The organism is Streptomyces sp. NBC_01485, assembly GCF_036227125.1.
GTDB lineage: Bacteria > Actinomycetota > Actinomycetes > Streptomycetales > Streptomycetaceae > Streptomyces.
On record NZ_CP109435.1, the window covers coordinates 1522928 to 1543830 of the forward strand.

General features: G+C 71.6%; 20 protein-coding genes, 1 pseudogene and 1 riboswitch. Of the genes and pseudogenes, 5 read left to right on the top strand and 16 right to left on the bottom strand.

From position 1 onward, the window contains the following. Window positions 1-150: 150 nt before the first annotated feature. From OG352_RS07085 to OG352_RS07115, 7 genes are all read right to left on the bottom strand, one after another. A complete protein-coding gene (locus OG352_RS07085) occupies window positions 151-633 on the bottom strand; it encodes a PH domain-containing protein (RefSeq protein ID WP_329215486.1) in 483 nt (160 codons plus the stop codon). A 27-nt stretch (window positions 634-660) separates the two neighbouring features. Next, window positions 661-1518, bottom strand: coding sequence for an ATP phosphoribosyltransferase (hisG, locus tag OG352_RS07090; RefSeq protein ID WP_329215489.1), 858 nt, complete (start codon window positions 1516-1518; stop codon window positions 661-663). A gap of 73 nt (window positions 1519-1591) precedes the next feature. Beyond that, window positions 1592-1864, bottom strand: a complete 273-nt coding sequence (locus tag OG352_RS07095) for a phosphoribosyl-ATP diphosphatase (protein WP_329215491.1) — start codon at window positions 1862-1864, stop codon at window positions 1592-1594. A gap of 33 nt (window positions 1865-1897) precedes the next feature. Further along, complete coding sequence (ribH, locus tag OG352_RS07100; protein ID WP_329215493.1) at window positions 1898-2383, bottom strand: 6,7-dimethyl-8-ribityllumazine synthase; 486 nt, start codon at window positions 2381-2383, stop codon at window positions 1898-1900. A gap of 121 nt (window positions 2384-2504) precedes the next feature. Next, window positions 2505-3794, bottom strand: a complete 1290-nt coding sequence (locus tag OG352_RS07105) for a bifunctional 3,4-dihydroxy-2-butanone-4-phosphate synthase/GTP cyclohydrolase II (RefSeq protein ID WP_329215495.1) — start codon at window positions 3792-3794, stop codon at window positions 2505-2507. After that, on the bottom strand, window positions 3791-4432 hold the full coding sequence (locus OG352_RS07110; protein WP_329215497.1) for a nicotinamide mononucleotide transporter family protein: 642 nt from the start codon (window positions 4430-4432) through the stop codon (window positions 3791-3793). Before OG352_RS07110 ends, OG352_RS07105 begins: the two co-directional genes overlap by 4 nt. Then, on the bottom strand, window positions 4429-5034 hold the full coding sequence (locus OG352_RS07115) for a riboflavin synthase (protein WP_093775913.1): 606 nt from the start codon (window positions 5032-5034) through the stop codon (window positions 4429-4431). The genes OG352_RS07110 and OG352_RS07115 overlap by 4 nt, the downstream gene beginning before the upstream one ends. A gap of 146 nt (window positions 5035-5180) precedes the next feature. Beyond that, window positions 5181-5311: riboswitch (FMN riboswitch) on the bottom strand. Window positions 5312-5551: 240 nt separating this feature from the next. On the opposite strand from OG352_RS07115, the gene OG352_RS07120 reads away from it, so the two are divergent. Continuing rightward, window positions 5552-6286 carry an SDR family oxidoreductase gene (locus tag OG352_RS07120; RefSeq protein ID WP_329215500.1) on the top strand — a complete coding sequence of 245 codons (735 nt, stop codon included), beginning with the start codon at window positions 5552-5554 and terminating at the stop codon, window positions 6284-6286. A gap of 20 nt (window positions 6287-6306) precedes the next feature. Here OG352_RS07120 and OG352_RS07125 read toward each other — a convergent pair whose 3' ends face one another. Further along, complete coding sequence (locus OG352_RS07125) at window positions 6307-7494, bottom strand: ROK family transcriptional regulator (protein WP_329215502.1); 1188 nt, start codon at window positions 7492-7494, stop codon at window positions 6307-6309. A gap of 146 nt (window positions 7495-7640) precedes the next feature. Here OG352_RS07125 and OG352_RS07130 point away from each other — a divergent pair, with 146 nt between their 5' ends. From OG352_RS07130 to OG352_RS07140, 3 genes and pseudogenes are all read left to right on the top strand, one after another. Then, on the top strand, window positions 7641-8864 hold the full coding sequence (locus OG352_RS07130; protein WP_443072177.1) for an MFS transporter: 1224 nt from the start codon (window positions 7641-7643) through the stop codon (window positions 8862-8864). 73 nt (window positions 8865-8937) lie between these two features. After that, window positions 8938-9146, top strand: a pseudogene (locus tag OG352_RS07135) (nitrate reductase); the annotation flags it as partial. Window positions 9147-9233: 87 nt separating this feature from the next. Continuing rightward, window positions 9234-9965, top strand: coding sequence for a DUF5995 family protein (locus OG352_RS07140; protein WP_329215506.1), 732 nt, complete (start codon window positions 9234-9236; stop codon window positions 9963-9965). A gap of 34 nt (window positions 9966-9999) precedes the next feature. Here the strand turns inward: OG352_RS07140 and OG352_RS07145 are convergent, their stop codons facing one another. From OG352_RS07145 to rpe, 8 genes are all read right to left on the bottom strand, one after another. Further along, on the bottom strand, window positions 10000-11700 hold the full coding sequence (locus tag OG352_RS07145) for a flavin monoamine oxidase family protein (RefSeq protein WP_329215508.1): 1701 nt from the start codon (window positions 11698-11700) through the stop codon (window positions 10000-10002). Between the two features lie 40 nt (window positions 11701-11740). Then, window positions 11741-12529, bottom strand: coding sequence for a carbon-nitrogen hydrolase family protein (locus OG352_RS07150; RefSeq protein ID WP_329215510.1), 789 nt, complete (start codon window positions 12527-12529; stop codon window positions 11741-11743). 192 nt (window positions 12530-12721) lie between these two features. After that, complete coding sequence (locus OG352_RS07155; RefSeq protein ID WP_329223743.1) at window positions 12722-13876, bottom strand: MFS transporter; 1155 nt, start codon at window positions 13874-13876, stop codon at window positions 12722-12724. Window positions 13877-14008: 132 nt separating this feature from the next. Next, on the bottom strand, window positions 14009-14461 hold the full coding sequence (locus OG352_RS07160; RefSeq protein WP_329215512.1) for an Lrp/AsnC family transcriptional regulator: 453 nt from the start codon (window positions 14459-14461) through the stop codon (window positions 14009-14011). Between the two features lie 229 nt (window positions 14462-14690). Further along, the gene (locus tag OG352_RS07165) at window positions 14691-16130 is read right to left on the bottom strand and encodes a GuaB1 family IMP dehydrogenase-related protein (RefSeq protein WP_329223745.1); all 1440 of its coding nucleotides are present in this window, start codon (window positions 16128-16130) and stop codon (window positions 14691-14693) included. 131 nt (window positions 16131-16261) lie between these two features. Next, window positions 16262-16567: a barstar family protein gene (locus OG352_RS07170; RefSeq protein ID WP_329215514.1), complete on the bottom strand. Its 306-nt coding sequence runs from the start codon at window positions 16565-16567 to the stop codon at window positions 16262-16264. Between the two features lie 102 nt (window positions 16568-16669). Beyond that, entirely contained in the window at window positions 16670-17713 is a 1044-nt protein-coding gene (locus tag OG352_RS07175; protein WP_329215516.1) for a sugar-binding transcriptional regulator, read from the bottom strand. 90 nt (window positions 17714-17803) lie between these two features. Further along, window positions 17804-18490 carry a ribulose-phosphate 3-epimerase gene (gene rpe, locus OG352_RS07180; protein ID WP_329215518.1) on the bottom strand — a complete coding sequence of 229 codons (687 nt, stop codon included), beginning with the start codon at window positions 18488-18490 and terminating at the stop codon, window positions 17804-17806. Between the two features lie 152 nt (window positions 18491-18642). On the opposite strand from rpe, the gene OG352_RS07185 reads away from it, so the two are divergent. Further along, window positions 18643-20778, top strand: a complete 2136-nt coding sequence (locus OG352_RS07185) for an MMPL family transporter (protein WP_329215520.1) — start codon at window positions 18643-18645, stop codon at window positions 20776-20778. The last annotated feature ends 125 nt before the right edge of the window (window positions 20779-20903 follow it).

Below are 20903 nucleotides of genomic sequence, written 5' to 3' on the forward strand. Positions count from 1 at the left end.
CCGTCCATCGCCGGAGGGAGTCACTCCTCGGGTAGCAGGAACCCCTGTGCACCGGGCAGGGCACATCAGGGGCGGAGGCGGCAAGGGGAACGCCTCCGTCACCAGATTAATCAAGACAATGGCTCCAGCGGCAGGGTGGACGGCCCTGAGTCAGCCCTGATCTTGCCCTGTGGACGGTTCGGGGTCCCGGACGGACCGGATTTCCGCGAGGGCGCGCAGGGTGCGCGCGTCGGTGATGGCCTGCTGCTTGTCGATGCCCGGCTGGATGCCGAGCGCGGGCAGGCTGGTGCCGTCGCTGAGGTCGAGGAACACCCAGGGGTCGCCGGGGCGCAGGTTCACCCGGAGGATCTCCGCCCACGCCAGGCGCCGCCGGCTCGCGATGTTCACGACGGTGACACCGGAGTCGTCGGCGTCGACCCGTACCCGGGCGAGCCGGGCGAGCACCCAGAAGATGAGGGCGCCGGTGAGGACGAAGCTGAGCCGCTCCCCCGGGCCGAGCTGTTCGAGCAGCATCGCCACGGCGGAGATGACGAGGAAGATCGCCACTCCGGCCGTGAGCAGCACCGCGCGGGTGCGGCCCGGCCGGAGGGTGACGGGGAGGGTGGGCAGATCGCTACCCGGATGATCGGACATGTTCCCGGAGGTTTCTCGCCTGGGGCTTCAGAGGCGGCAGGCGTGGATGGCCGTGGTCAGGATGGCGCGGGCGCCGATGTCGTACAGGTCGTCCATGATCCGCTGGGCCTCCTTGGCGGGGACCATGGCGCGGACGGCGACCCAGCCCTCGTTGTGCAGCGGGGAGACGGTCGGCGACTCCAGGCCCGGGGTCAGCGCGACGGCCTTCTCGAGCTGCTCGACGCGGCAGTCGTAGTCCATCATCACGTAGGTCCGGGCGACCAGGACGCCCTGGAGGCGGCGCAGGAACTGCTGCACCTTCGGCTCGGCGGCCTCGTCGGTGTCCGCGCCGGTGCGGCGGATGACGACGGCCTCGGACTTCATGATGGGGTCGCCGAACACCTCCAGGCCCGCGTTGCGCATCGAGGTGCCGGTCTCGACGACGTCGGCGATGACCTCGGCGACGCCCAGCTCGATCGCGGTCTCGACGGCGCCGTCGAGGTGGACGACGGCGGCGTCGATGCCGTGCTCGGCGAGGTACTTGTCGACGATGCCCTCGTAGGAGGTGGCGACCGTCTTGCCGGCCAGGTCGGCGAGGCCGGTGGCCGTGCCGGGCTTGGCGGCGAAGCGGAAGGTGGAGCGGGCGAAGCCGAGCGGCAGGATCGTCTCGGCGTTGGCCCCGGAGTCGATGAGCAGGTCGCGGCCGGTGATGCCGATGTCGAGCTTGCCGGAGGACACGTAGATCGCGATGTCGCGGGGGCGGAGGTAGAAGAACTCGACCTCGTTCACCGGGTCGACGATCCGCAGTTCCTTGCTCTCCCGGCGCTGCTGGTAGCCGGCCTCATGCAGCATGTCCGCCGCAGGTCCGGACAGGGAACCCTTGTTGGGGACGGCGATGCGCAGCATGAGGCGAGCTTCCTTCGCGTGGAACGTGGAAAAGGGGCGACTGTGTGACGGGCGACTGCTGTCTGGAAAGGGTTTACAGGTGGGCGTACACGTCGTCCAGCGAGATTCCGCGGGCGACCATCATCACCTGGACGTGGTAGAGCAACTGCGAGATCTCCTCGGCGGCTGCTTCCTTGCCCTCGTACTCGGCGGCCATCCAGACCTCGGCGGCCTCTTCGACGACCTTCTTGCCGATGGCATGGACGCCCTTCCCGACCAGTTCGGCGGTGCGGGACGTGGTGGGGTCGCCGGTGGCGGCCTTCTGCTGGAGCTCGGCGAAGAGCTCCTCGAAAGTCTTGTTCGACATGGTGAGGTCAGCCTAGCTCCAATGCCGGGTTCGTCAGCGCCAGGGTTCGGATACTGAGCGGAGGGTGGCCGCGGTCGCCACGGCCGCCGTCACCGCCTCGTGTCCCTTGTCCTCGTTGGAGCCCTCGATGCCGGCCCGGTCCAGGGCCTGCTCCTCGGTGTCGCAGGTCAGGACGCCCATGCCGATGGGGACGCCGGTCTCGACGGAGACCTGGGTGAGGCCCTGGGTGACGCCCTGGCACACGTACTCGAAGTGCGGGGTGCCGCCGCGGATGACGACCCCGAGGGCGACGATCGCGTCGTAGCCCCGCCCGGCCAGCACCTTGGCGACGACCGGGAGCTCCCAACTGCCGGGCACCCGCAGCAGGGTCGGCTCGTCGATGCCGAGGTCGTGCAGGGCGCGCAGGGCGCCGTCGACCAGGCCGTCCATCACCTTCTCGTGCCACTGTGCCGCGATGACGGCGACCCGGAAGTCACCCACATTGCGTACGGACAGTTCCGGTGCACCCTTGCCGCTCACGTCTCTCCTCAGTGCTGTTCTCTGCCGCTGTGCTTACTTGCTGCTGTTGCTGCTGTTGCTGCTGTTGCTGCTGTTGCTGCTGTTGCTGCTGTTGCTGTTGCTGCTGTTGCTGCTGTTGTGCCTACTGGTTGCCGCAGGGGGACACGGGGGCCGGGTCCAGCCAGGGCAGGTCGTGGCCCATCCGGTCCCGCTTGGTGCGCAGGTAGCGGATGTTGTGCTCGCCCGCCTGCACGGGCATCGGCTCGCGCTCGGTGACCTCGATGCCGTGCCGGACGAGCGCGTCGGTCTTCTCGGGGTTGTTGGTCATCAGGCGCACGCTGCGCACACCGAGGTCGTCGAGGATCTGCGCGCCTGCCCCGTAGTCGCGGGCGTCGGCGGGCAGGCCGAGCTCCAGGTTGGCGTCGAGGGTGTCGTGGCCCTGCTCCTGGAGTTCGTACGCCCTGAGCTTGGACAGCAGGCCGATGCCCCGGCCCTCGTGGCCGCGCAGGTAGACCACCACGCCCCGGCCCTCGCTCTGGATGCGCTCCAGGGACGCGTCGAGCTGGGGGCCGCAGTCGCAGCGCAGCGAAGCGAAGACGTCGCCGGTGAGGCACTCGGAGTGCACGCGGACCAGGACGTTGTCGCCGTCGCCGAGGTCGCCGTGGACGAGGGCGACGTGCTCGACGCCGTCGACGACGGAGCGGTAGCCGTACGCGGTGAACGTGCCGTGGACGGTGGGCAGCCGGGTCTCGGCCTCGCGCCGGACGGTGGGCTCGGCGGAGCGGCGGTAGGCGATCAGGTCCTCGATGGAGATGATCGTCAGGCCGTGCTTGCGGGCGAACGGGATCAGTTCGGGCAGCCGGAGCATCCGGCCGTCCTCGCCGGCGATCTCGACGATCGCGCCGGCCGGGCGCAGGCCCGCGAGGCGGGCGAGGTCGACGGCGGCCTCGGTGTGGCCGTTGCGGGTCAGCACGCCGCCGGGCTGGGCGCGGAGCGGGAAGACGTGCCCCGGGCGGACGAAGTCGTCCGCCTGCGCCGCGCCGCTCGCCAGCAGGCGGAGGGTGGCGGCGCGGTCGGCGGCGGAGATGCCGGTGGTGACGCCGTGGGCGGGACCGGCGTCGACGGAGACCGTGAACGCTGTCCTCATCGACTCGGTGTTGTCCTCGACCATCTGCGGGAGCTTCAGGCGCTCCAGTTCGTCGCCCTCCATGGGGGCGCAGATCAGGCCGCGGCACTCGCTCATCATGAAGGCGATGATCTCGGGGGTGGCCTTCTCGGCGGCGACGACGAGGTCGCCCTCGTTCTCGCGGTCCTCGTCGTCGACGACCACGATGGGGCGGCCTGCCGCGATGTCCGCGATGGCCTGCTCGATCGGGTCGAGCGAGAAGTCCTCGATGCCGTCGGTGGTGTAGAGGATCGGTGCCGTACTCATGCCGGCGCTCCTTCCAGAGCGGGCTGCGAGGCCTTGCGGGAGCGCAGCCACCAGTCGCGCATGCCCCACAGGACGAGCGCGCCGTAGATGACGTAGACGAAGCCGGAGAAGGCGTAGCCGTTGGCGAAGTTGAGGGGGACGCCGACGAGGTCGACCAGGAGCCAGGCGAACCAGAACTCGACCATGCCGCGGGCCTGGGCGTACATGGCGACGATGCTGCCGACGAAGATGTAGGCGTCCGGCCAGGGGTCCCAGGACAGGGCCGGGTAGGCCGTGAAGAGCAGGGCGACGGCGACCGTGCCGAGCGCTGCGGCGCCGGTCATGGCCGCGCGCTCGCGCCAGGTGGCGAAGCGCGGGGTGATGGCGCCGTCGGTGGCGCTGCCCTTGCTGCGGTTCCACTGCCACCAGCCGTACAGGGCGACGGCCATGACGACGACCTGCTTGCCGGCGCTGCCGGTCAGGTGGCCGAAGAAGGCCACGAAGAGGACGAGTCCGGAGAGGAACTGCACCGGCCAGGTCCACAGGGAGCGCCGCCAGCCGAGGGCGAGGGTGATCAGGCCGAGGATGTTGCCGATCATGTCCGACCAGAGGATGTGCTGGTCGAACAGGACGAAGGCCTCGGAGTTCAGCGAGTTCACCGCGCCGCTCCCTGAGTGGTGGTCAGCAGGCGCTCGACGTACTTGGCGACGATGTCCACCTCGAGGTTGACCGGGTCGCCGGGCTGCTTGAGGCCGAGCGTGGTCAGGGCGAGGGTGGTGGGGATGAGGCTGACGGTGAAGTGGTCGAGGCCGGCGTCCACGACCGTGAGGCTGATGCCGTCGACGGTGATGGAGCCCTTCTCCACGACGTACCGGGCGAGGCCGGCGGGGAGGGAGATCTTGATGATCTCCCAGTTCTCGGAGGGCGTGCGCGCCAACACCGCGCCGGTGCCGTCGACATGGCCCTGCACGATGTGCCCGCCGAGGCGGGCGCCGACGGCGGTGGGGCGTTCGAGGTTGACGCGGGAGCCGACGCCGAGGGCGCCGAGGCTGGAGCGGTTCAGGGTCTCCGCCATGACGTCGGCGGTGAACTCGTCGCCCTCGTGTTCGACGACGGTGAGACAGACCCCGTTCACGGCGATGGAGTCGCCGTGCTTCGCGCCGTCGGTGACGACGGGGCCGCGCAGCCGGAAACGGGAGGCGTCGCCGAGGTTCTCGACGGCGGTGACCTCACCCAGTTCTTCGACGATTCCGGTGAACACTTCCCGGGTCCTCCTGCCTCTTCGGGCACGGACTCCGGGGCCTGTCGATGACGACAGTTTGAACGGGCAACGGCACTGGGGGCGACGCCGGACAGACCCGTCCGCGGACGGGTACGTATACGGCGGCGCGCACGAATGCCCGCCCGCCGCGCACTGCCTCCCATCCGGACTTTAACCGTCGGTCCAGGAATTTCACCTGGTCAACCGGCCGCTGGAAGCGACCGGGTCGCGGACTGTAACCGCCGGTTCGGACTTTCACCGACCCCGGAGTGCGCTGCTATAGGTACAGGGTCAGTGTGCCACGGCCGACAGTCGTCCATACAGGTGAAGGGTGTGGGGTGGCTCACAGGCCGTCACCACCGGGTCGGCGCACACCCATTGGCGTACTGGTCTAGTCCTTTTTAGGGTCTACTCGACGGGAAGAACACCGGGGTGCGGGCGGTGTCGAATACGAACAAGCTGGACTTCGTGGAGCGTTCCGGCCGGGAGCGTCCGGTGTTCGAAGGGGCTGAACAGCATGACCACGATCCTGGTGACCGGCGGCAGTGGAACCCTGGGCCGGCTCGTCACCCAGCGGCTGCGGGCGGACGGGCACGAGGTGCGGGTGCTGAGCCGGCACAGCGAGCCGTACGCCGTCGACCTGCGGGAGGGCGGTGCCGGGCTGGACGCGGCCGTCGCGGGCGTGGACACGATCGTGCACTGCGCGAGCACGCCGCGCGGGGGTGACGAGCAGGCGGCCGCGAACCTGATCGCCGCGGCGCGCCGGGCCGGGGTGGAGCACCTGGTCTACATCTCGATCGTCGGGGTGGACCGGGTCCCGTTCGGCTACTACAAGACGAAGCTCGCCGTGGAGAAGCTGGTGGCGGAGTCGGGGCTGGGCTGGACCGTGCTGCGGGCGACCCAGTTCCACGACCTGCTGGTCCAGGTGCTGCAGGGGCTGGCCAAGGTGCCGGTGATGGTCCTGCCGGCCGGGGTGAGCGACCAGCCCGTGGAGGTCGCGGACCGGCTCGCGGAGCTGGCGACGGGCGCGCCGGCGGGGCGGGTCGACGACATGGCCGGGCCCGAGGTACGCACGTTCGAGTCGTTCGCCCGCGCGTTCCTGAAGGCGAGCGGCAGGCGGTGCGCGGTGGTGAACGTGCCGCTGTGGGGCGCGGCCTACCGGGGCTTCCGGGCGGGCGGTCACCTGGCGCCGGAGCGGGCGGTGGGCAAGGGAACGTTCGAGGATTACCTGGCGCAGCGCACCCGCCACTGACCGACATCACAGGGGCACACCTAGCGCGTCCCGAACAGCTCCTCCTGGGCGGACTCGCGGGCCGTCAGCAGCGCCCCGCGCAGCACCGCGGCACCGCCCAGGGCACTGGGGCGGACCTCCGTGGGCAGGGGCGCCATGCGGCGCAGCCGCTCGGCCACCCGGCCGGCGAGCGCGTCCCCGCCGGCCTGTCCGACCTCGCCGCCGAGGACCACGCAGCCGGGGTCGAGGACGGCGACGACGGAGGCGGCGCCCAGGGCGAGCCGGTCGGCGAGGGCGTCGAGGAAGCGGTCGGCGCCGCCCCCGGCGGCCGGCCGCACCGCTTCCCGCACGAGCGCCGCCGCCACCGGCTCGGTGGGGCGCGCGCCGACCGCCGTCAGGCCGTGCTCCCCCGCCAGGGCGGCGATCGCCGCCGAGCCGGCCAGCGAGTGGAAGCCGCCCTCGCAGTCCGTCGCCGAAGGCAGGCCGCCGGTGCCGGGGACCGGCAGGAAGCCGATCTCGCCGGTGCCGCCGGAGGCCCCGCGGCGCAGGGCTCCGTCCAGGACGACGGCCGCGCCGGTGCCGTGGCCCAGCCACAGCAGGACGAAGGTGTCGCGATCCCGGGCCGCGCCCTCGCGCTGTTCGGCCAGGGCGGCGAGGTTGGTCTCGTTCTCGACGTGCGCGCGGGCCTGCGGGAACCGTTCCTGGAGGGCGGCCACCAGGCGGCGGTGCCACGCGGGCAGGCCGCTGGAGTCGCGCAGTTCGCCGCTGGCCGGGTCGATCAGGCCGGGCGCGCCGATGCCGAGGGTGTGCAGCCGGTCGGCCCCGGCCTCCTTCGCCGTCCGCTCGACCAGCGTGACCGCCTGCTCCACGGCCGTCCCGGTGCCCGTGTCGCCGCCGATCGGCACGGCCGCCTCGGCGAGCACCCGGCCGACCAGGTCGGAGACGAGCACGGCGACGCCCTCCGTGCGCACGTCCAGCGCGGCCAGGTGGGCGCGGTCGGCGACGATCCCGTAGAGCTTCGCGTTCGGCCCGCGGCGCTGCTCGCCCGCCTCGCCGGCGACCTCGATCAGGCCGGCGACGGTGAGGCGTTCGACGAGGTCGGCGACCGTGGGTCGGGACAGGCCGGTGAGCTGCTTCAACTGCCCTGCCGTCAACGGGCCTTCGTGTTGCAGCAGGCGCAGGGCGAGGCGGTCGTTGATGGCCCGGGCGGTGCTCGGGGATGCGGGCATGGCGGGAATCCTCCCACGGCGGTCGAGAGCGCCTGGCGGCCGTCGAAACGCCCACTATTTATCAGGCAGGGTTCCTGATAGTTTACGGCGGCGGCGCGACAGCTCGACGGACGCGACAGCGCGGCACGAGCCGGGAGGGCGGGAGAATGGGCGGAGTGGGTGAGGTGAGCGACGCACCGACGGAGGTACGGCGCGCCCGGTACGCCGTGGCGGCCGTGTTCACCGTGCACGGCGCGGTCACCGGTTCGTTCGCCACTCGCGTGCCGTGGATCCAGGACCACGCCGGCGTGTCCACCGGCCAGCTCGGGTTCGCGCTCGCCTTCACCGCGTTCGGGGCGGCCTGCGCGATGCCGCTGGCCGGCTCGATCACCCATCGCTTCGGCAGCCGTGCGGCCCTGCGCGGACTGCTCGCGCTGTGGACGCTGGCGCTGACGCTGCCCTCCCTCGCCCCGAACCTGCTCACGCTGTGCCTGGCGATGTTCGCCTACGGCGCCACCTCGGGCATGGCCGACGTCGCGATGAACGCGCTCGGCGTCGAGGTGGAGCGGCTGCTCGGCAGGTCGATCATGTCGGGGCTGCACGGCATGTGGAGCGCGGGCGCCCTGCTCGGCTCGGCGGGCGGGACGCTCGCCGCGCACCTGGGGTCGGACGCGCGCGTGCACCACGCGCTGGCGGCGGCCGTGCTGACCGGCCTCGGCCTGCTGGCCTGCCGCTGGGTGCTGGACCTGCGGCCGGCCGAGGACGAGGAGCCGCCGCCGCGGTTCGCGCTGCCGCCCCGCTCGGCGCTGCTGATCGGCGCGGTCGGGTTCTGCGCGGTGTTCGCGGAGGGCGCCAGCCTGGACTGGTCGGCCGTCTACCTGCGCGACCAACTCGGCTCGTCGGCCGGGGTGGCGGCGGCCTGCACGACCGGCTTCATGTTCACGATGGCGGTGGCCCGGATCGCGGGCGACGCGGTGGTGAACCGGTTCGGCGCGGTGCGTACGGTCCGGGCGGGCGGGGTCCTCGCCGCGCTGGGCGGGCTGCTGATCGTCGTCGCGGGGCATCCGGCGGTGGCGATGGGCGGGTTCGGGCTGATGGGGCTGGGCATCGCGGTCGTCGTGCCGCTGTGCTTCGCGGCGGCCGGGCACAGCGGGCCGAACCCCAGCCAGGCCATCGCGGGCGTCGCGACGGTCACGTACACCTCCGGGCTGATCGCCCCGAGCCTGATCGGCGGGGTGGCGCAGGCGACCAGCCTGATGGTGTCGTTCGGTGTGGTGACGGTGCTGGCGTTCGGGCTCGTGGCGTTCGCGGGGGTGCTGCGGGGCAGCGGCGGGCGGACGGGCGCGAAGGTCGGTGCGCAGGCCGCGGCGGTCCCCGGCCCACAGCCCTGAAGGGGGCCAGCTAAGCGGTCGCTCACCCTCCGGTTCCACGGGAGAATGATCGCGACAGCCGCACCCCTGACGACTGGCACCGGCCGCGGCGGGCGTCATCATCGGCGTCGGCAACGTCACGATGAAGTTCACCGACACCTTCTCGTTGAGCGGCATCGCGCTCGGCACGGTCGTCGTCATCACCGGCTACCACGCGCTGCGCGCCTTCGCCCCCGCCCACCTCAAGACCAACGGCCACTGCTGGACGGCGGCACGAGCAGCTACGACGAGGCCGGCTCGTAGGCGGGCGCGGCGGGCGCGTTCCCCCGTTCCGGGGAAGCGTCGGGCTCGCCGACCCGCGGACCGGCCCAGGGCTGCGACCCTGCCCCCATGCCGCAAACGGAACAGTTCACCGCTCCCGTCGAGACAGGCGTCCCGTGGGGCGTCGACGTAGACACGGTCGGTCCGAGCGTCGACGACGTGCTCGCCCGGATGCACGCCCTCGACGCGACCCTGCCTCCCTTCGACGGGGTCGCGGTCTTCAACCGCGTCTACCTCGCGGTGACCCGGGAGGTGGACCGGCGCATCGAGACCGGCCGGTTCCCGGACGCGCGGGCCGCCGTCACGCTGGACGTGCGGTTCGCGCAGCGCTACCTGGACGCGGTGGACCCGCTGCCGAGCGACCGGCGCCCACCGGCCTGCTGGCGCCCGCTGCTGCAGTTCCGCCGCCATCCCGGCGTACGCCCCCTGCAGTTCGCCGTCGCGGGCATCAACGCGCACATCGGGCACGACCTCGCGCTCGCCGTCGTGGACGCCTGTCGTAGCCTCGGCTGCGAACCGGCCGAGCTGGAGGACGAGTTCGAGCGCGTCGGCGACCTCCTCGTCTCGCTGGAGGAACGCATCCGCGAGGAACTGATGCCGGGCCCCGACCTGTTGCAGATCGCCGACCCCCTCACCCACCTGCTCGGCTCCTGGAGCCTGGAACGCGCCCGGGACGCCACCTGGACGGCGGCCCGGGCGCTGTGGGCGCTGCGCCGACTCCCCGACGTCGCCGAGGAGTTCACCGAACGGCTCGACACGGCCGTCGGCTTCGCGGGCCGCATGATGCTCACCCCCATGTGAGACCTCGTGCTGTGAGCCCCCGTGCTGCGGGACCTCAGTCCTCCGGGAGTGCCACGGGCGCGATCTCGTCGTACACGTCACCCGGGCCCGGGTTGGTCGCGTCGGTGGTCCCGCCGAAGTGGTGCATGACGCCCCAGACCGCGTTCAGCGCGGTCTGGACGGCGCCCTCGGCCCAGCCGGCCGTCCAGGAGATGTCGTCGCCGGCGAGGAACACGCCCCGCTTGTCCTCGGGCAGCCGGTCCTGCATGAAGTGGGTGAACAGGCGCCGCTGGTAGCGGTAGTGGCCGGGCAGGTTGGCCTTGAACGCGCCCATGAAATAAGGCTCGTTCTCCCAGGAAACGGTCACCGGGCTGCCGATGACGTGCTTCCTGATGTCGACCTTCGGGTAGATCTCGCCGAGCGACTTCAGCATGACCTCCATCCGCTCGTTCGCGGACAGCGGCAGCCACTTCAGGCTGTCGTCGCACCACGTGTAGGAGAGGCAGATGACGGCGGGCCGGTCCGGGCCGTCGTCGAGGAGGTAAGTCCCGCGCGTCATGCGGTCGGTGAGCGTCATCGACATGACGTCACGCCCGGTCTCCTCATCCTTGTCCAGCCAGAACGGCCGGTCGACGGGCACGAAGAGCTTGCTGGACTCCATGTAGTGGGTGCGCTCGATGGCGGTCCAGTGGTCGATCGGGAAGAGCGAGTCGTCGCAGTCGATCTTCGACAGCAGCATCCAGGACTGGGCGGTGAAGACCGCCGCCCGGTAGGTGCGTATGTCGCCGTTCGCGTCCGTCACGGTGATCCGGTTGCCCGCCGTGCGGTGCAGCCGGATCACGGCCGGGCGGGGCTCGCCGCCCTCGTGCAGGCTCGCGAGCGAGGTGCCGTACGGCCAGTGGACGATCTTCTCGGGCTCGCGTTCCCACAGCCGCAGCGGGAGTTGCTGGGAGCCGCCGACGATGCCGCGGTGGTGGTCGTCGGCCTCGCTGTAGACGACGCGCAGGATCTCCAGGATGGAGTTCGGGAAGTCGGTGTCCCAGCCGCCGGTGCCGAAGCCGACCTGGCCGAAGATCTCGCGGTGCCGGAAGGACTTGAACGCCGCGGAGTCGCAGAGGAAGCCGTAGAAGGTCTGGTTGTCGAGCTTCTCGACGAGCTTCGCCCAGATCTCGCGGATGCGCGGCACGTCCCGCTCGCGCATCGCGCGGTTCATGTCGGAGAAGTCGGCGCCCTCTTCGAGACAGGCGTTCCAGGCGTGCATCACGTCGCGGTAGACCTGCGGCAGGTCGTCGACGGTGGTCGCGTAGTGCGACTCGCCCTTGAGGTCGACGACGGTCGAAGGGGTCACGTCGGCAAGGGGGTTGGGGAACGGCCGGGTCCGAAGGCCCACCAGGTCGATGTAGTGCTGGAGGGCGGTGGAGGACGGTGGGAAGCGCATCGCGCCCATCTCGGCGGTGAGGGAGGGGTCGCAGCCGTCGAAGCCCACGGTCCGCAGGCGCCCGCCGATCCGGTCGGCCTCGTAGACGACCGGCCTGAGGCCCATCTTCATCAGCTCGTAGGCGGCCACGATGCCGGACAGGCCGCCGCCGATCACCGCGACCTCGGCGCCGTGCTCGGTCGCGGGGATCTGGCCGAGCCCCGCCGGGTGGCCGAGGAAGTCGTCGTACGCGTACGGGAAGTCCGGGCCGAACATGGTGATCGGCGGCTGCTGCTGCTCGTCTGCGTGCTCGACGGCGTTGGGCACGGTGGACGTCATGGGGTACGGACTCCTTGCACAGGAAATGAGCGTGTGGGTTTCAGACCAGGGACCCGTACAGGCCCGGGCGGCGGTCCTTCAGGTACGGGTTCGCCTCGCGGGAGGCGGCGAGGGCGACGGGGTCGGCGTCGGCGAAGAGCAGTTCCTCGCCGCGTCCGGCACGGGCCCGGGCGACCCCGTCGGGACCGGCGAGGGTGGACAGCCCGACGAACTCGAACTCCCCTTCCTGACCGACCCGGTTGACGTAGGCGACGTACATCTGGTTCTCGAAGGCGCGCACCGGGATCATCGACTCGGCGACGAACTGGAAGGGGTGCATCTGCGCGGTCGGCACGACGAGGAGGTCGGTGCCGGCCAGGGCGTGGGCGCGGACGTTCTCCGGGAACTCGACGTCGTAGCAGATCATGAGGCCGACGGTGAGGCCGTTCAACTCGGCCTGGACGACCGGCTGGTCGCCCGGGTGGAAGTGGTCGTGCTCGAAGCAGCCGAAGAGGTGCGTCTTGCGGTAGTTGGCCAGCCGGGTGCCGTCGGCGCCGATGAGCTGGGCCGCGTTGTACACCGTCTCGCCGGCGCGCTCCGGGTAGCCGTACGCGATCGCCAGCCCGTGCCGGCCGGCGAGTTCGGCGATCGTGTCCGCGGCGTCCCCGTCGGCGGGCTCGGCGAGGCGGGCGACGTCGTCGCCGATCGCGTACCCGGTGAGGAACAGCTCCGGCGCGACCAGGAGCCCGGCGCCCGTGGCGGCGGCCCGGTCCGCGGCCTCGTCGAGGACCTTGAGGTTCTCGACGACGGAGCCGGGGCGGCCGGAGCTCTGGAGCAGGGCGGTGCGCATGCGTGATCCTCACCGGTACGAGGGGGTTCGGGGGCCTCTGAAGGGGGCCTTCTGGAGACCTTCTGAGAAACCTTCTAGGGGCCAGACAGACGGTACGGTCGGCCGCGCTCGGCGGACAAGGAGGAGCCGTTGCGCGCCGGTGAGCGGTTCGTTGCGCGCATCGGGGGTGGAGCGGCGATTCGTTGCGCGCCCTCACTCCCGTCCGCCCCGCTCCCGTCTTCTCCGGGCGACCGCCAGCGCCGTCACCAGGTACGGCACGGCGCACACCGCGAAGACGGTGCCGTGGGCGAAGGACGACCCGAGGACGCCGTACACGCCGTAGACCGCGATGGTCACCAGCTCGGTGCCCAGGCTCGCGACGGAGGTCACGGTGGCCCGGCCGGTGCCCTCGATGCGCTGCTGGAGCCGGACGTCGGCCAGGACGGTCGCCAGTTGGAAGCCGCCGAAGGCGAGGGCGACGAGGACGACGCCGGCCGGCCGCTCCGTCAGCGCGCCGGCCGCCAGGGCGAGCGCGGCGCCCGCGAGGAGCGCGGCGAGGCCGGTGCCGCCGAGGCGCTCGGCGCGCCCGGACAACAGGCTGCCGACCGTGACGCCGGCCCAGATCACCATGAGCAGGTAGGGGACGGCGGCGTCCGGTACGCCGGTCTCCCTGACCAGGAGCGAGGTGTACTCGTCGAGCGCGCCCCACACCGCCGTGACGGCCGGGACCAGCAGCAGGGCGCCGAGGACGCGCCGGTCCCGGTGGACCTCGGCGAGTCCGGCGCGCAGCGTGGCCGCCCAGCCGTCCTCGCTCTCGGCGGCCGGGGTGCGGTGCTCGGGGAAGCGGGTCGCCGTCGCGGCGCAGAGCAGACACGCCAGCACGCTGGCCGCGCCGACGGCCGGGTAGCCGCCGGCCGCGAAGACCGGCCCGGCCAGGCCCATGGCCGACATGACGGCCACCTGGCCCACGGCGTGCGCACGGCCCATGACGTGGGCGTACCGGTCCGCCGCGCCGACCCGGTCCAGTTCCTCGTACACCAGCGCCTCCAGGGCGCCGGAGCCCAGCGCGCCGCGCGCACCCCACAGGACGAAGCCGGCCGCGAAGGCCCAGTACGACGGGACGAGCACCCACAGCGCGAAGCCGGCCGCCCCCAGCAGCGGGCCGATCCACAGCAGCAGCCGACGGGACACGGCGTCGGCCCAGGCCCCGGAGGGGACCTCCAGCAGGACGCCGGTCAGCGACCACAGGACGAAGAGGGAGGAGATCTGTCCGACCGACAGGCCGCTGTCCGCGAACAGCAGCGCGTACACCGGGTAGAGCAGCACGAACTCGTCGAGGAACGCGTACGCGTACAGCGTGGCGGTCAGTCGACGGGTGTCGGGGCCGGTCGTGGATCAATGTCGCCAGGTCATGCGACCGAGGGTAGCCGCCGGACGGCCGATGCGCACCGGTCGGTTCAGATACTGATCAGGGCGGGTACCGGTCAGGTCGGGCACCGGTCAGGTCGGCGAGCCCGAGGAGAAGCGGCGCAGCAGGGGCGACAGCACCAGGACCGACTTGGTGCGCTCCACGAACGACTCCCCCGCGATGCGTTCCAGGACGCGTTCGAAGTGGCGCATGTCGGCGGCGAAGACCTGGGCGACGGCGTCCGCCTCACCGGTGACGGTGGACGCGGCCACGACCTCCTGGTAGCGCTCGAGGCCCCGCTGGATGGTCTCCGGGGAGGTGTTGCGCCGGCAGTAGATCTCGACGAACCCCTCGGTCTCCCAGCCGAGGGCCGCCGGGTCGACCCGTACGGTGAAGCCGGTGATGGCTCCGGTGGCCCGCAGCCGGTCCACGCGGCGTTTCACGGCGGGCGCGGACAGGCCGACCTGGTGCCCGATGTCCGCGTAGGAGCGGCGGGCGTCCTCGGCGAGGGCGTGCACGATGCGTTCGTCGAGATCGTTCAGCACAGTGGGTTGATCACTTTTCGGATGTTGCGAGTCGGGAGCGGCGGTGGCCGCAACTGAAGTAGAACACGAGCCCGACGGCCGTCCAGACGCGGAAGACGAGGCCCGGGCCGGGCAGGACCGGGGAGAGCGTTGCATCGCAGGACGACTGAACGCGCCCCGAAAGGGGCGCGGGGAACCGCGCGGCCGGCCGCGGAAGACCCGCACCCGAACTACGGCCCGACCAGCGGAGCTACCAGCTGGAGTGCAGCGGCTTGCCCTCCGCATAACCGGCCGCGCTCTGGATGCCGACGACGGCCTTCTCGGCGAACTCCTCCAGGGAGCCCGCGCCCGCGTAGGTGCAGGAGGAGCGGACGCCGGCGATGACCGAGTCGACCAGGTCCTCGACGCCCGGGCGGGCCGGGTCGAGGAACATCCGGGAGGTGGAGATGCCCTCCTCGAACAGCGCCTTGCGGGCCCGGTCGTACGCCGACTCCTCGGACGTGCGGTTGCGGACGGCCCGGGCGGAGGCCATGCCGAACGACTCCTTGTAGGGGCGGCCGTTCGCGTCGTGCTGGAGGTCGCCCGGGGACTCGTACGTGCCCGCGAACCAGGACCCGACCATCACGTTGGACGCGCCGGCGGCCAGTGCCATCGCGACGTCACGAGGGTGGCGGACACCGCCGTCGGCCCACACGTGCTTGCCGTACTTCTTCGCCTCGGCCGCGCACTCCAGGACGGCCGAGAACTGCGGCCGGCCCACGCCGGTCATCATCCGGGTCGTGCACATGGCGCCGGGGCCGACGCCGACCTTGATGATGTCGGCGCCCGCGTCGATCAGGTCCTTGACGCCCTCCGCGGAGACGATGTTGCCGGCCACGATCGGCACCCGCGGGTCCAGTGCGCGCACGGTGCGGATCGCGCCGAGCATCGACTCCTGGTGGCCGTGCGCGGTGTCGATGACGAGCGTGTCCACGCCCGCGTCGAGCAGTTGCTTGGCCTTGCCCGCGAAGTCGCCGTTGATGCCGACGGCGGCGGCGACGCGCAGCCGGCCCTGCGCGTCGACGGCCGGCGTGTACAGCGTGGCGCGCAGGGCGCCCTTGCGGGTGAGGATGCCGGCGAGCTTGCCGTCCTCGCCGACGGCGGGGGCGTAACGCCGGTTGGCCGCGTCGAGGGTGTTGAAGGCCTCGCGCGGGTCGATGTCGGCGTCCAGGAGCAGCAGGTCCCGGGACATGACGACCTCGAGCTGCGTGAAGCGGTCGACGCCGGTCAGGTCCGCGTCGGTGACGACGCCGACCGGCCGGAAGTCCTCGTCGACGACGACACCCGCGTTGTGCGCCCGCTTGGGCAGCAGGGCCAGCGCGTCGGCCACCGTCTGGTGGGAGGCGAGCACGATCGGAGTGTCCAGCACCAGGTGACGGCTCTTGACCCAGGTGACCACGTCGGTGACGACGTCGATCGGAATGTCCTGCGGGATGACGACGAGGCCGCCCCGCCGGGCCATGGTCTCGGCCATCCGGCGGCCGGCGACGGCGGTCATGTTGGCGACGACCAGCGGGATCGTGGTGCCGGTGCCGTCCGGGGCGCTGAGGTCCACGGCCTGCCGCGACCCGACGGCGCTGCGGCTCGGCACCATGAAGACGTCGTCGTAGGTGAGGTCGTAGGCAGGCTGGATGTCGTTGAGGAAACGCACGTGCTGCACATCCCGGTCGATCAGAGGTGACCCCCCGACAGGACAGCCAGGGGGAGAAGCACGTACCTCATTCTCCCACGAAGCCCCAGATCCGATGCCCGGACGGAACGTCCAAGCAGCTCGGCGGGGCCTTAGGAGGATCCTCCGAGGGCGAGCAGCACGGACAGCTCCGGAACCCGGTCCACCGCCTGCGAGAACACGTCCTCGGCGATCTCCCACTCCTCGGGCCGCGCGCTGGCGTACGGCCGCCAGTTCCGTACGACGATCCGCAGCGCTTCGTCGCCGGGCGGGGCGGAGAGGTCGGTGAGGCTGTCGGCGAGGGCGTCCCAGTTGCGTCCGAACCAGTCGGGCAGGCCGAGGGCGTCGGCGCAGCGGTCCATCAGGGCCGCCTTGTCGGCGACCCCGTCGAGATCCAGGGTGAGCACGTGCTCGGTCATCCGGAAACCGTCCTGAGGTGGTCGTGGTGACGGCGGAGCAGGTCGCGGTGACGGCGGAGCGGAGGGGGCGGCCCGTATACGAACCGCCCCCCTGACGCACCGTCAGATCCCGTCCGGGTCCGCCCGGTTGAGGGCCGGCTTCGGTGCCGGTCCGGCCGTCATCAGGTAGTCGGCCGCCGACGTGTCCGTCACCAGGCTGGTGACGAGACCGGAGCGGAGGACCGCGTCGATCGCGGCCGCCTTGCGCTGACCACCCGCTATGGCGACGACCTCGGGGACCCGGCGCAACTGGTCGGTCTTGACCGTGATGCACCGCTCGCCCAGGTCGCGGCCGACCCTGCGGCCCTCGGCGTCGAAGAGGTGCGCGGACATCTCGGCGGCGACGCCGAGCGAGGCGTAGTGCGCCCGCTCCTCGTCGCTGAGCATGTCGTGCACCGTCGAGATGCCCGGCTCCCAGGAGCCGATGGAGACGCAGGCGACCGTGACCTTGTCGAAGTACTCGAAGGCCCGGGCGATCCCGGTCTGGTGGCGCAGGGCCTGCGCGGTCGCCGCGTCCGGCAGCAGCATCGGCGCGTAGATGGGGTGCGCGTCGCCGCCGGACACCTGGGCGGCGCGGCGGACGGCCTCGACCGAGCCGCGTTCGGCGGTCCCGGCGTCGTACACACCCGTCAGCTGCACGACCGTGCAGGGCGGCAGCCGGTCCAGCGCCGCCGCCATGTGAATCGTGGACCGGCCCCAGGCCAGCCCCAGCACATCCCCCTCCTCGACCAGTTCGCCGAGCAGGTCGGCGGCCACTTCCCCCAGGTTCTCGGGGTCCGTCGCCTCCTCGGCCTCGGCCGGGGACTCGACCACGACGGCGTGCCTGAGGCCGTAGCGGGCGCGGAGCGCGTCGGAGCGCTCGGCGTCCAGTTCGGCCGGCACGCGGATCTCGATCCGTACGAGATCCCGTTCGAGGGCGGTCTCCAGGACCCGGGCCACTTTGAAGCGGCTGACGCCGAACTCCTCCGCGATCTGGATCTTGGACTTTCCCTCAAGGTAGAAGCGGCGGGCCATGGCCGCCGCCTGCACCAGCTCTGCGGGTCCCATCCGCATGGCTGACCGGCCCGCCGACATACCCGACACGGCGTTCTCCTCACTGCTGTTCACACTCTGGATACGCCGTTCATCCTCGCAGATCCGGCGCAGTTGATCAGCTCTGATGGGAGCCGTTCACATTCCTGTCGGTAAGTGGTTGGTTCAGTGTCGGCATCCCCACGAGGCCGCCACGGTCGCCGCCTCCGCCTGAGCCCGCAGACCACGCACCGCCGCGGCCGGGTCGTCGGCGCCGTACACGGCCGAGCCGGCCACGAACACGTCGGCGCCCGCGTCGGCGCACCGCTCGATCGTGGCGGCCGAGACCCCGCCGTCGATCTGGAGCCACAGGTCGAGGCCGTGCTTGCTGATCAACTCGCGGGTGCGGCGGATCTTGGGGAGCATGATGTCGAGGAAGGCCTGGCCTCCGAAGCCCGGCTCGACGGTCATGATCAGCAGCATGTCGAGTTCGGGCAGCAGGTCCTCGTACGGCTCGATCGGCGTCGCAGGCCTGAGCGCCATGGAGGCACGGGCGCCCTTGGCGCGGATCTCGCGGGCGAGCCGCACGGGCGCGGCGGCCGCCTCGACGTGAAAGGTGACGGACGAGGCACCCGCCTCGACGTACTGCGGGGCCCAGCGATCGGGGGCCTCGATCATCAGATGGCAGTCCAGCGGAGTGTCCGTCGCACGGGCCAGTGCCTCTACGACCGGCACACCGAGCGTGAGGTTCGGGACGAAATGGTTGTCCATGACGTCGACGTGGAGCCAGTCGGCTCCTTCGACCGCTTTCGCCTCGTCCGCGAGACGGGCGAAATCGGCGGACAGGATGCTGGGGTTGATCTGCACGGCCATGCCCCAAGCCTGCCATGCCCTCCGGGGGTTAGCGGCATCGGTCCTGGGTGGGTACGGTCGTCTGTTCGCCGCGGGCCCACTGTGGCTGGTCGCGCCCGCGCGGCGGAGCCGCACATGCCTCAGCCCCGCGCCCCTTATCAGCTGAGGTGGGTATGAAGGGGAACCGTGGGCTCGCGCATCTCGTCTGTGGGCGGCGGGCCAAGTGGCTGGTGTTGGGGTTGTGGGTGGTGGTGCTGTTTCTGACGGCGCCGTTCGCCTCGAAGCTCACCGACGCCCAGGACAACGACGCGGCCTCGTGGCTGCCGGGGTCGGCCGAGTCGACGCAGGTGCTGGAGATCTCGGAGCACTTCCGGCCCGAGCAGATCCCCGCGGTCGTCGTCTACGCCCGTGACGGCGGGCTCACGGCGCAGGACCGGGCGCGGATCACCGAGGACGCGGCCCAGCTCAGGCGGCTCACCGACCACGGCATCCGGGGCGCCGAGACCCGCGGCCCGGTCTACGACCGCCCGGCCGACCCCCGCGCCGCCCAGATCCACGTGCCGATCACCATGGACGAGAAGGGCTGGTCGCGCATCGCCCCGGCCGTCGACTCGATCCGTGACGTCGTCGGCGACAGCGGCGCCGGACTGGCCGTGCACATCACCGGACCCGGCGGCACCTCCGCGGACTTCTCCAAGGCGTTCGAGGGCATCGACTCGACCCTGCTGCTGTCGGCGATGACCGTCGTCGTCGTCATGCTCCTGATCACCTTCCGCAGCCCCACGCTCCTGCTGGTCCCGCTGCTCGGCGTGGTCGTCGCCCTGTTCACCGCCCAGGCCCTGATCTACTTCCTGGCCCAGCACGCGGGCCTGACCGTGAACGGCCAGAGCGCCGGCATCCTCACGGTCCTCGTCTTCGGCGCGGGCACGGACTACGCCCTGTTGCTCGTCGCCCGCTACCGCGAGGAGCTGCGCCGGCACGAGGACCGCCACGAGGCGATGGCCCTGGCCCTGCACCGGGCGGGCCCGGCGGTGCTGGCGTCCGGTGCCACGGTGGTGCTGAGCATGCTCGTGCTGATGGCCGCCGAGATGAACTCCACCGCCGGCCTCGGCCCGGTCGCGGCCATCGGCGTGGCCGTGGCCCTCCTCGCCATGATCACGCTCTTCCCGGCCCTGCTGGTGATCTGCGGCCGCTGGATCTTCTGGCCGGTGATCCCGCACCAGGGCTCCCCCGAACCGACCGAGCGGGGCTTCTGGGCCCGTACGGGCCGCTCGTTCGCCAGCCGCCCGCGCATGATCTGGGCGGTGACCGCCCTGGTCCTCGCGGTCTGCTCGCTGGGCCTGATCCAACTGCGCGCGGAGGGCATCAGCAACGCGGACGCCTTCACCGGCAAGCCGGACTCGATCACCGGCCAGGAGATCTCCGAGCAGTACTTCCCGGCGGGCAGCGGCGACCCGCTCGTCATCGTCTCGAACCAGGCCCAGGCCCGGCAGGTGAGCCGGACGGTGGCCGCCACGGACGGCGTCGTCCCGACCTCCCTGGGGCTGCCTCCCGGCACGAAACCGCTCCACGACGGCAAGGTGCTCTTCGAGGCGACCATGACCGCCCCGTCGGACAGCGAGGCCGCGAAACACACCGTGCAGCGGGTCCGGGACGCCGTGCACGCGGTGCCCGACGCCGACGCGCAGGTGGGCGGCGGCACGGCGGCCCTGCTGGACGCGGACACGGCGACCACCCACGACAACGTGCTGATCATCCCGCTGGTCCTGGGCGTCGTCCTGCTCATCCTCTGCGGCCTGCTGCGCGCGCTGATCGCCCCGCTGCTGCTGATCGGCACGGTCATCCTGTCCTTCGCGGCGGCCCTCGGCCTCAGCGCGCTGGCGTTCCGCCACGTCTTCGACTACGCGGGCGAGTCGACGGACTTCCCGCTCTTCGTCTTCGTCTTCCTGGTGGCGCTGGGCATCGACTACAACATCTTCCTGACCACCCGCATCCGCGAGGAGGCCGCCCGCCAGGGCACCCGGCAGGGCGTGGTGACGGGCCTGGCGGCGACCGGCGCGGTGATCACCTCGGCGGGCCTGGTGCTGGCCGGCACCTTCGCGGCCCTCGCCACCCTCCCCATGGTCGCCTTCGCGGAGATCGGCTTCGCGGTGGCCCTGGGCGTCCTGATAGACACCTTCATCGTGCGGTCGGTGCTGGTCACGTCCCTGTTCCTGGACATCGGCCCGAAGGTGTGGTGGCCACACCGGCTGTCCCGGGACGAGGGCGCCGCCGCGACCCCGCCGAAGGAGCCCGCACCGCCCATGTAGCCCACGTAACCCACGTAACCCACGTAGGCAGGGAACACCTCGGGGATACCCGCGGATACTTCGGACTACTGCGGATATCGCGGTTTCCGAAGAGCCCTTTGCATGACCATGCGAGTTCATGCATA

What these genes read in the sequence shown, in the direction of transcription:
- OG352_RS07085 (WP_329215486.1), bottom strand. Translation starts at nt 633, where the DNA reads ATGTCCGATCATCCGGGTAGCGATCTGCCCACCCTCCCCGTCACCCTC.
- hisG (WP_329215489.1), bottom strand. Translation starts at nt 1,518, where the DNA reads ATGCTGCGCATCGCCGTCCCCAACAAGGGTTCCCTGTCCGGACCTGCG.
- OG352_RS07095 (WP_329215491.1), bottom strand. Translation starts at nt 1,864, where the DNA reads ATGTCGAACAAGACTTTCGAGGAGCTCTTCGCCGAGCTCCAGCAGAAG.
- OG352_RS07105 (WP_329215495.1), bottom strand. Translation starts at nt 3,794, where the DNA reads ATGAGTACGGCACCGATCCTCTACACCACCGACGGCATCGAGGACTTC.
- OG352_RS07120 (WP_329215500.1), top strand. Translation starts at nt 5,552, where the DNA reads ATGACCACGATCCTGGTGACCGGCGGCAGTGGAACCCTGGGCCGGCTC.
- OG352_RS07125 (WP_329215502.1), bottom strand. Translation starts at nt 7,494, where the DNA reads ATGCCCGCATCCCCGAGCACCGCCCGGGCCATCAACGACCGCCTCGCC.
- OG352_RS07130 (WP_443072177.1), top strand. Translation starts at nt 7,641, where the DNA reads ATGGGCGGAGTGGGTGAGGTGAGCGACGCACCGACGGAGGTACGGCGC.
- OG352_RS07140 (WP_329215506.1), top strand. Translation starts at nt 9,234, where the DNA reads ATGCCGCAAACGGAACAGTTCACCGCTCCCGTCGAGACAGGCGTCCCG.
- OG352_RS07145 (WP_329215508.1), bottom strand. Translation starts at nt 11,700, where the DNA reads ATGACGTCCACCGTGCCCAACGCCGTCGAGCACGCAGACGAGCAGCAG.
- OG352_RS07150 (WP_329215510.1), bottom strand. Translation starts at nt 12,529, where the DNA reads ATGCGCACCGCCCTGCTCCAGAGCTCCGGCCGCCCCGGCTCCGTCGTC.
- OG352_RS07170 (WP_329215514.1), bottom strand. Translation starts at nt 16,567, where the DNA reads ATGACCGAGCACGTGCTCACCCTGGATCTCGACGGGGTCGCCGACAAG.
- rpe (WP_329215518.1), bottom strand. Translation starts at nt 18,490, where the DNA reads ATGGCCGTGCAGATCAACCCCAGCATCCTGTCCGCCGATTTCGCCCGT.
- OG352_RS07185 (WP_329215520.1), top strand. Translation starts at nt 18,643, where the DNA reads ATGAAGGGGAACCGTGGGCTCGCGCATCTCGTCTGTGGGCGGCGGGCC.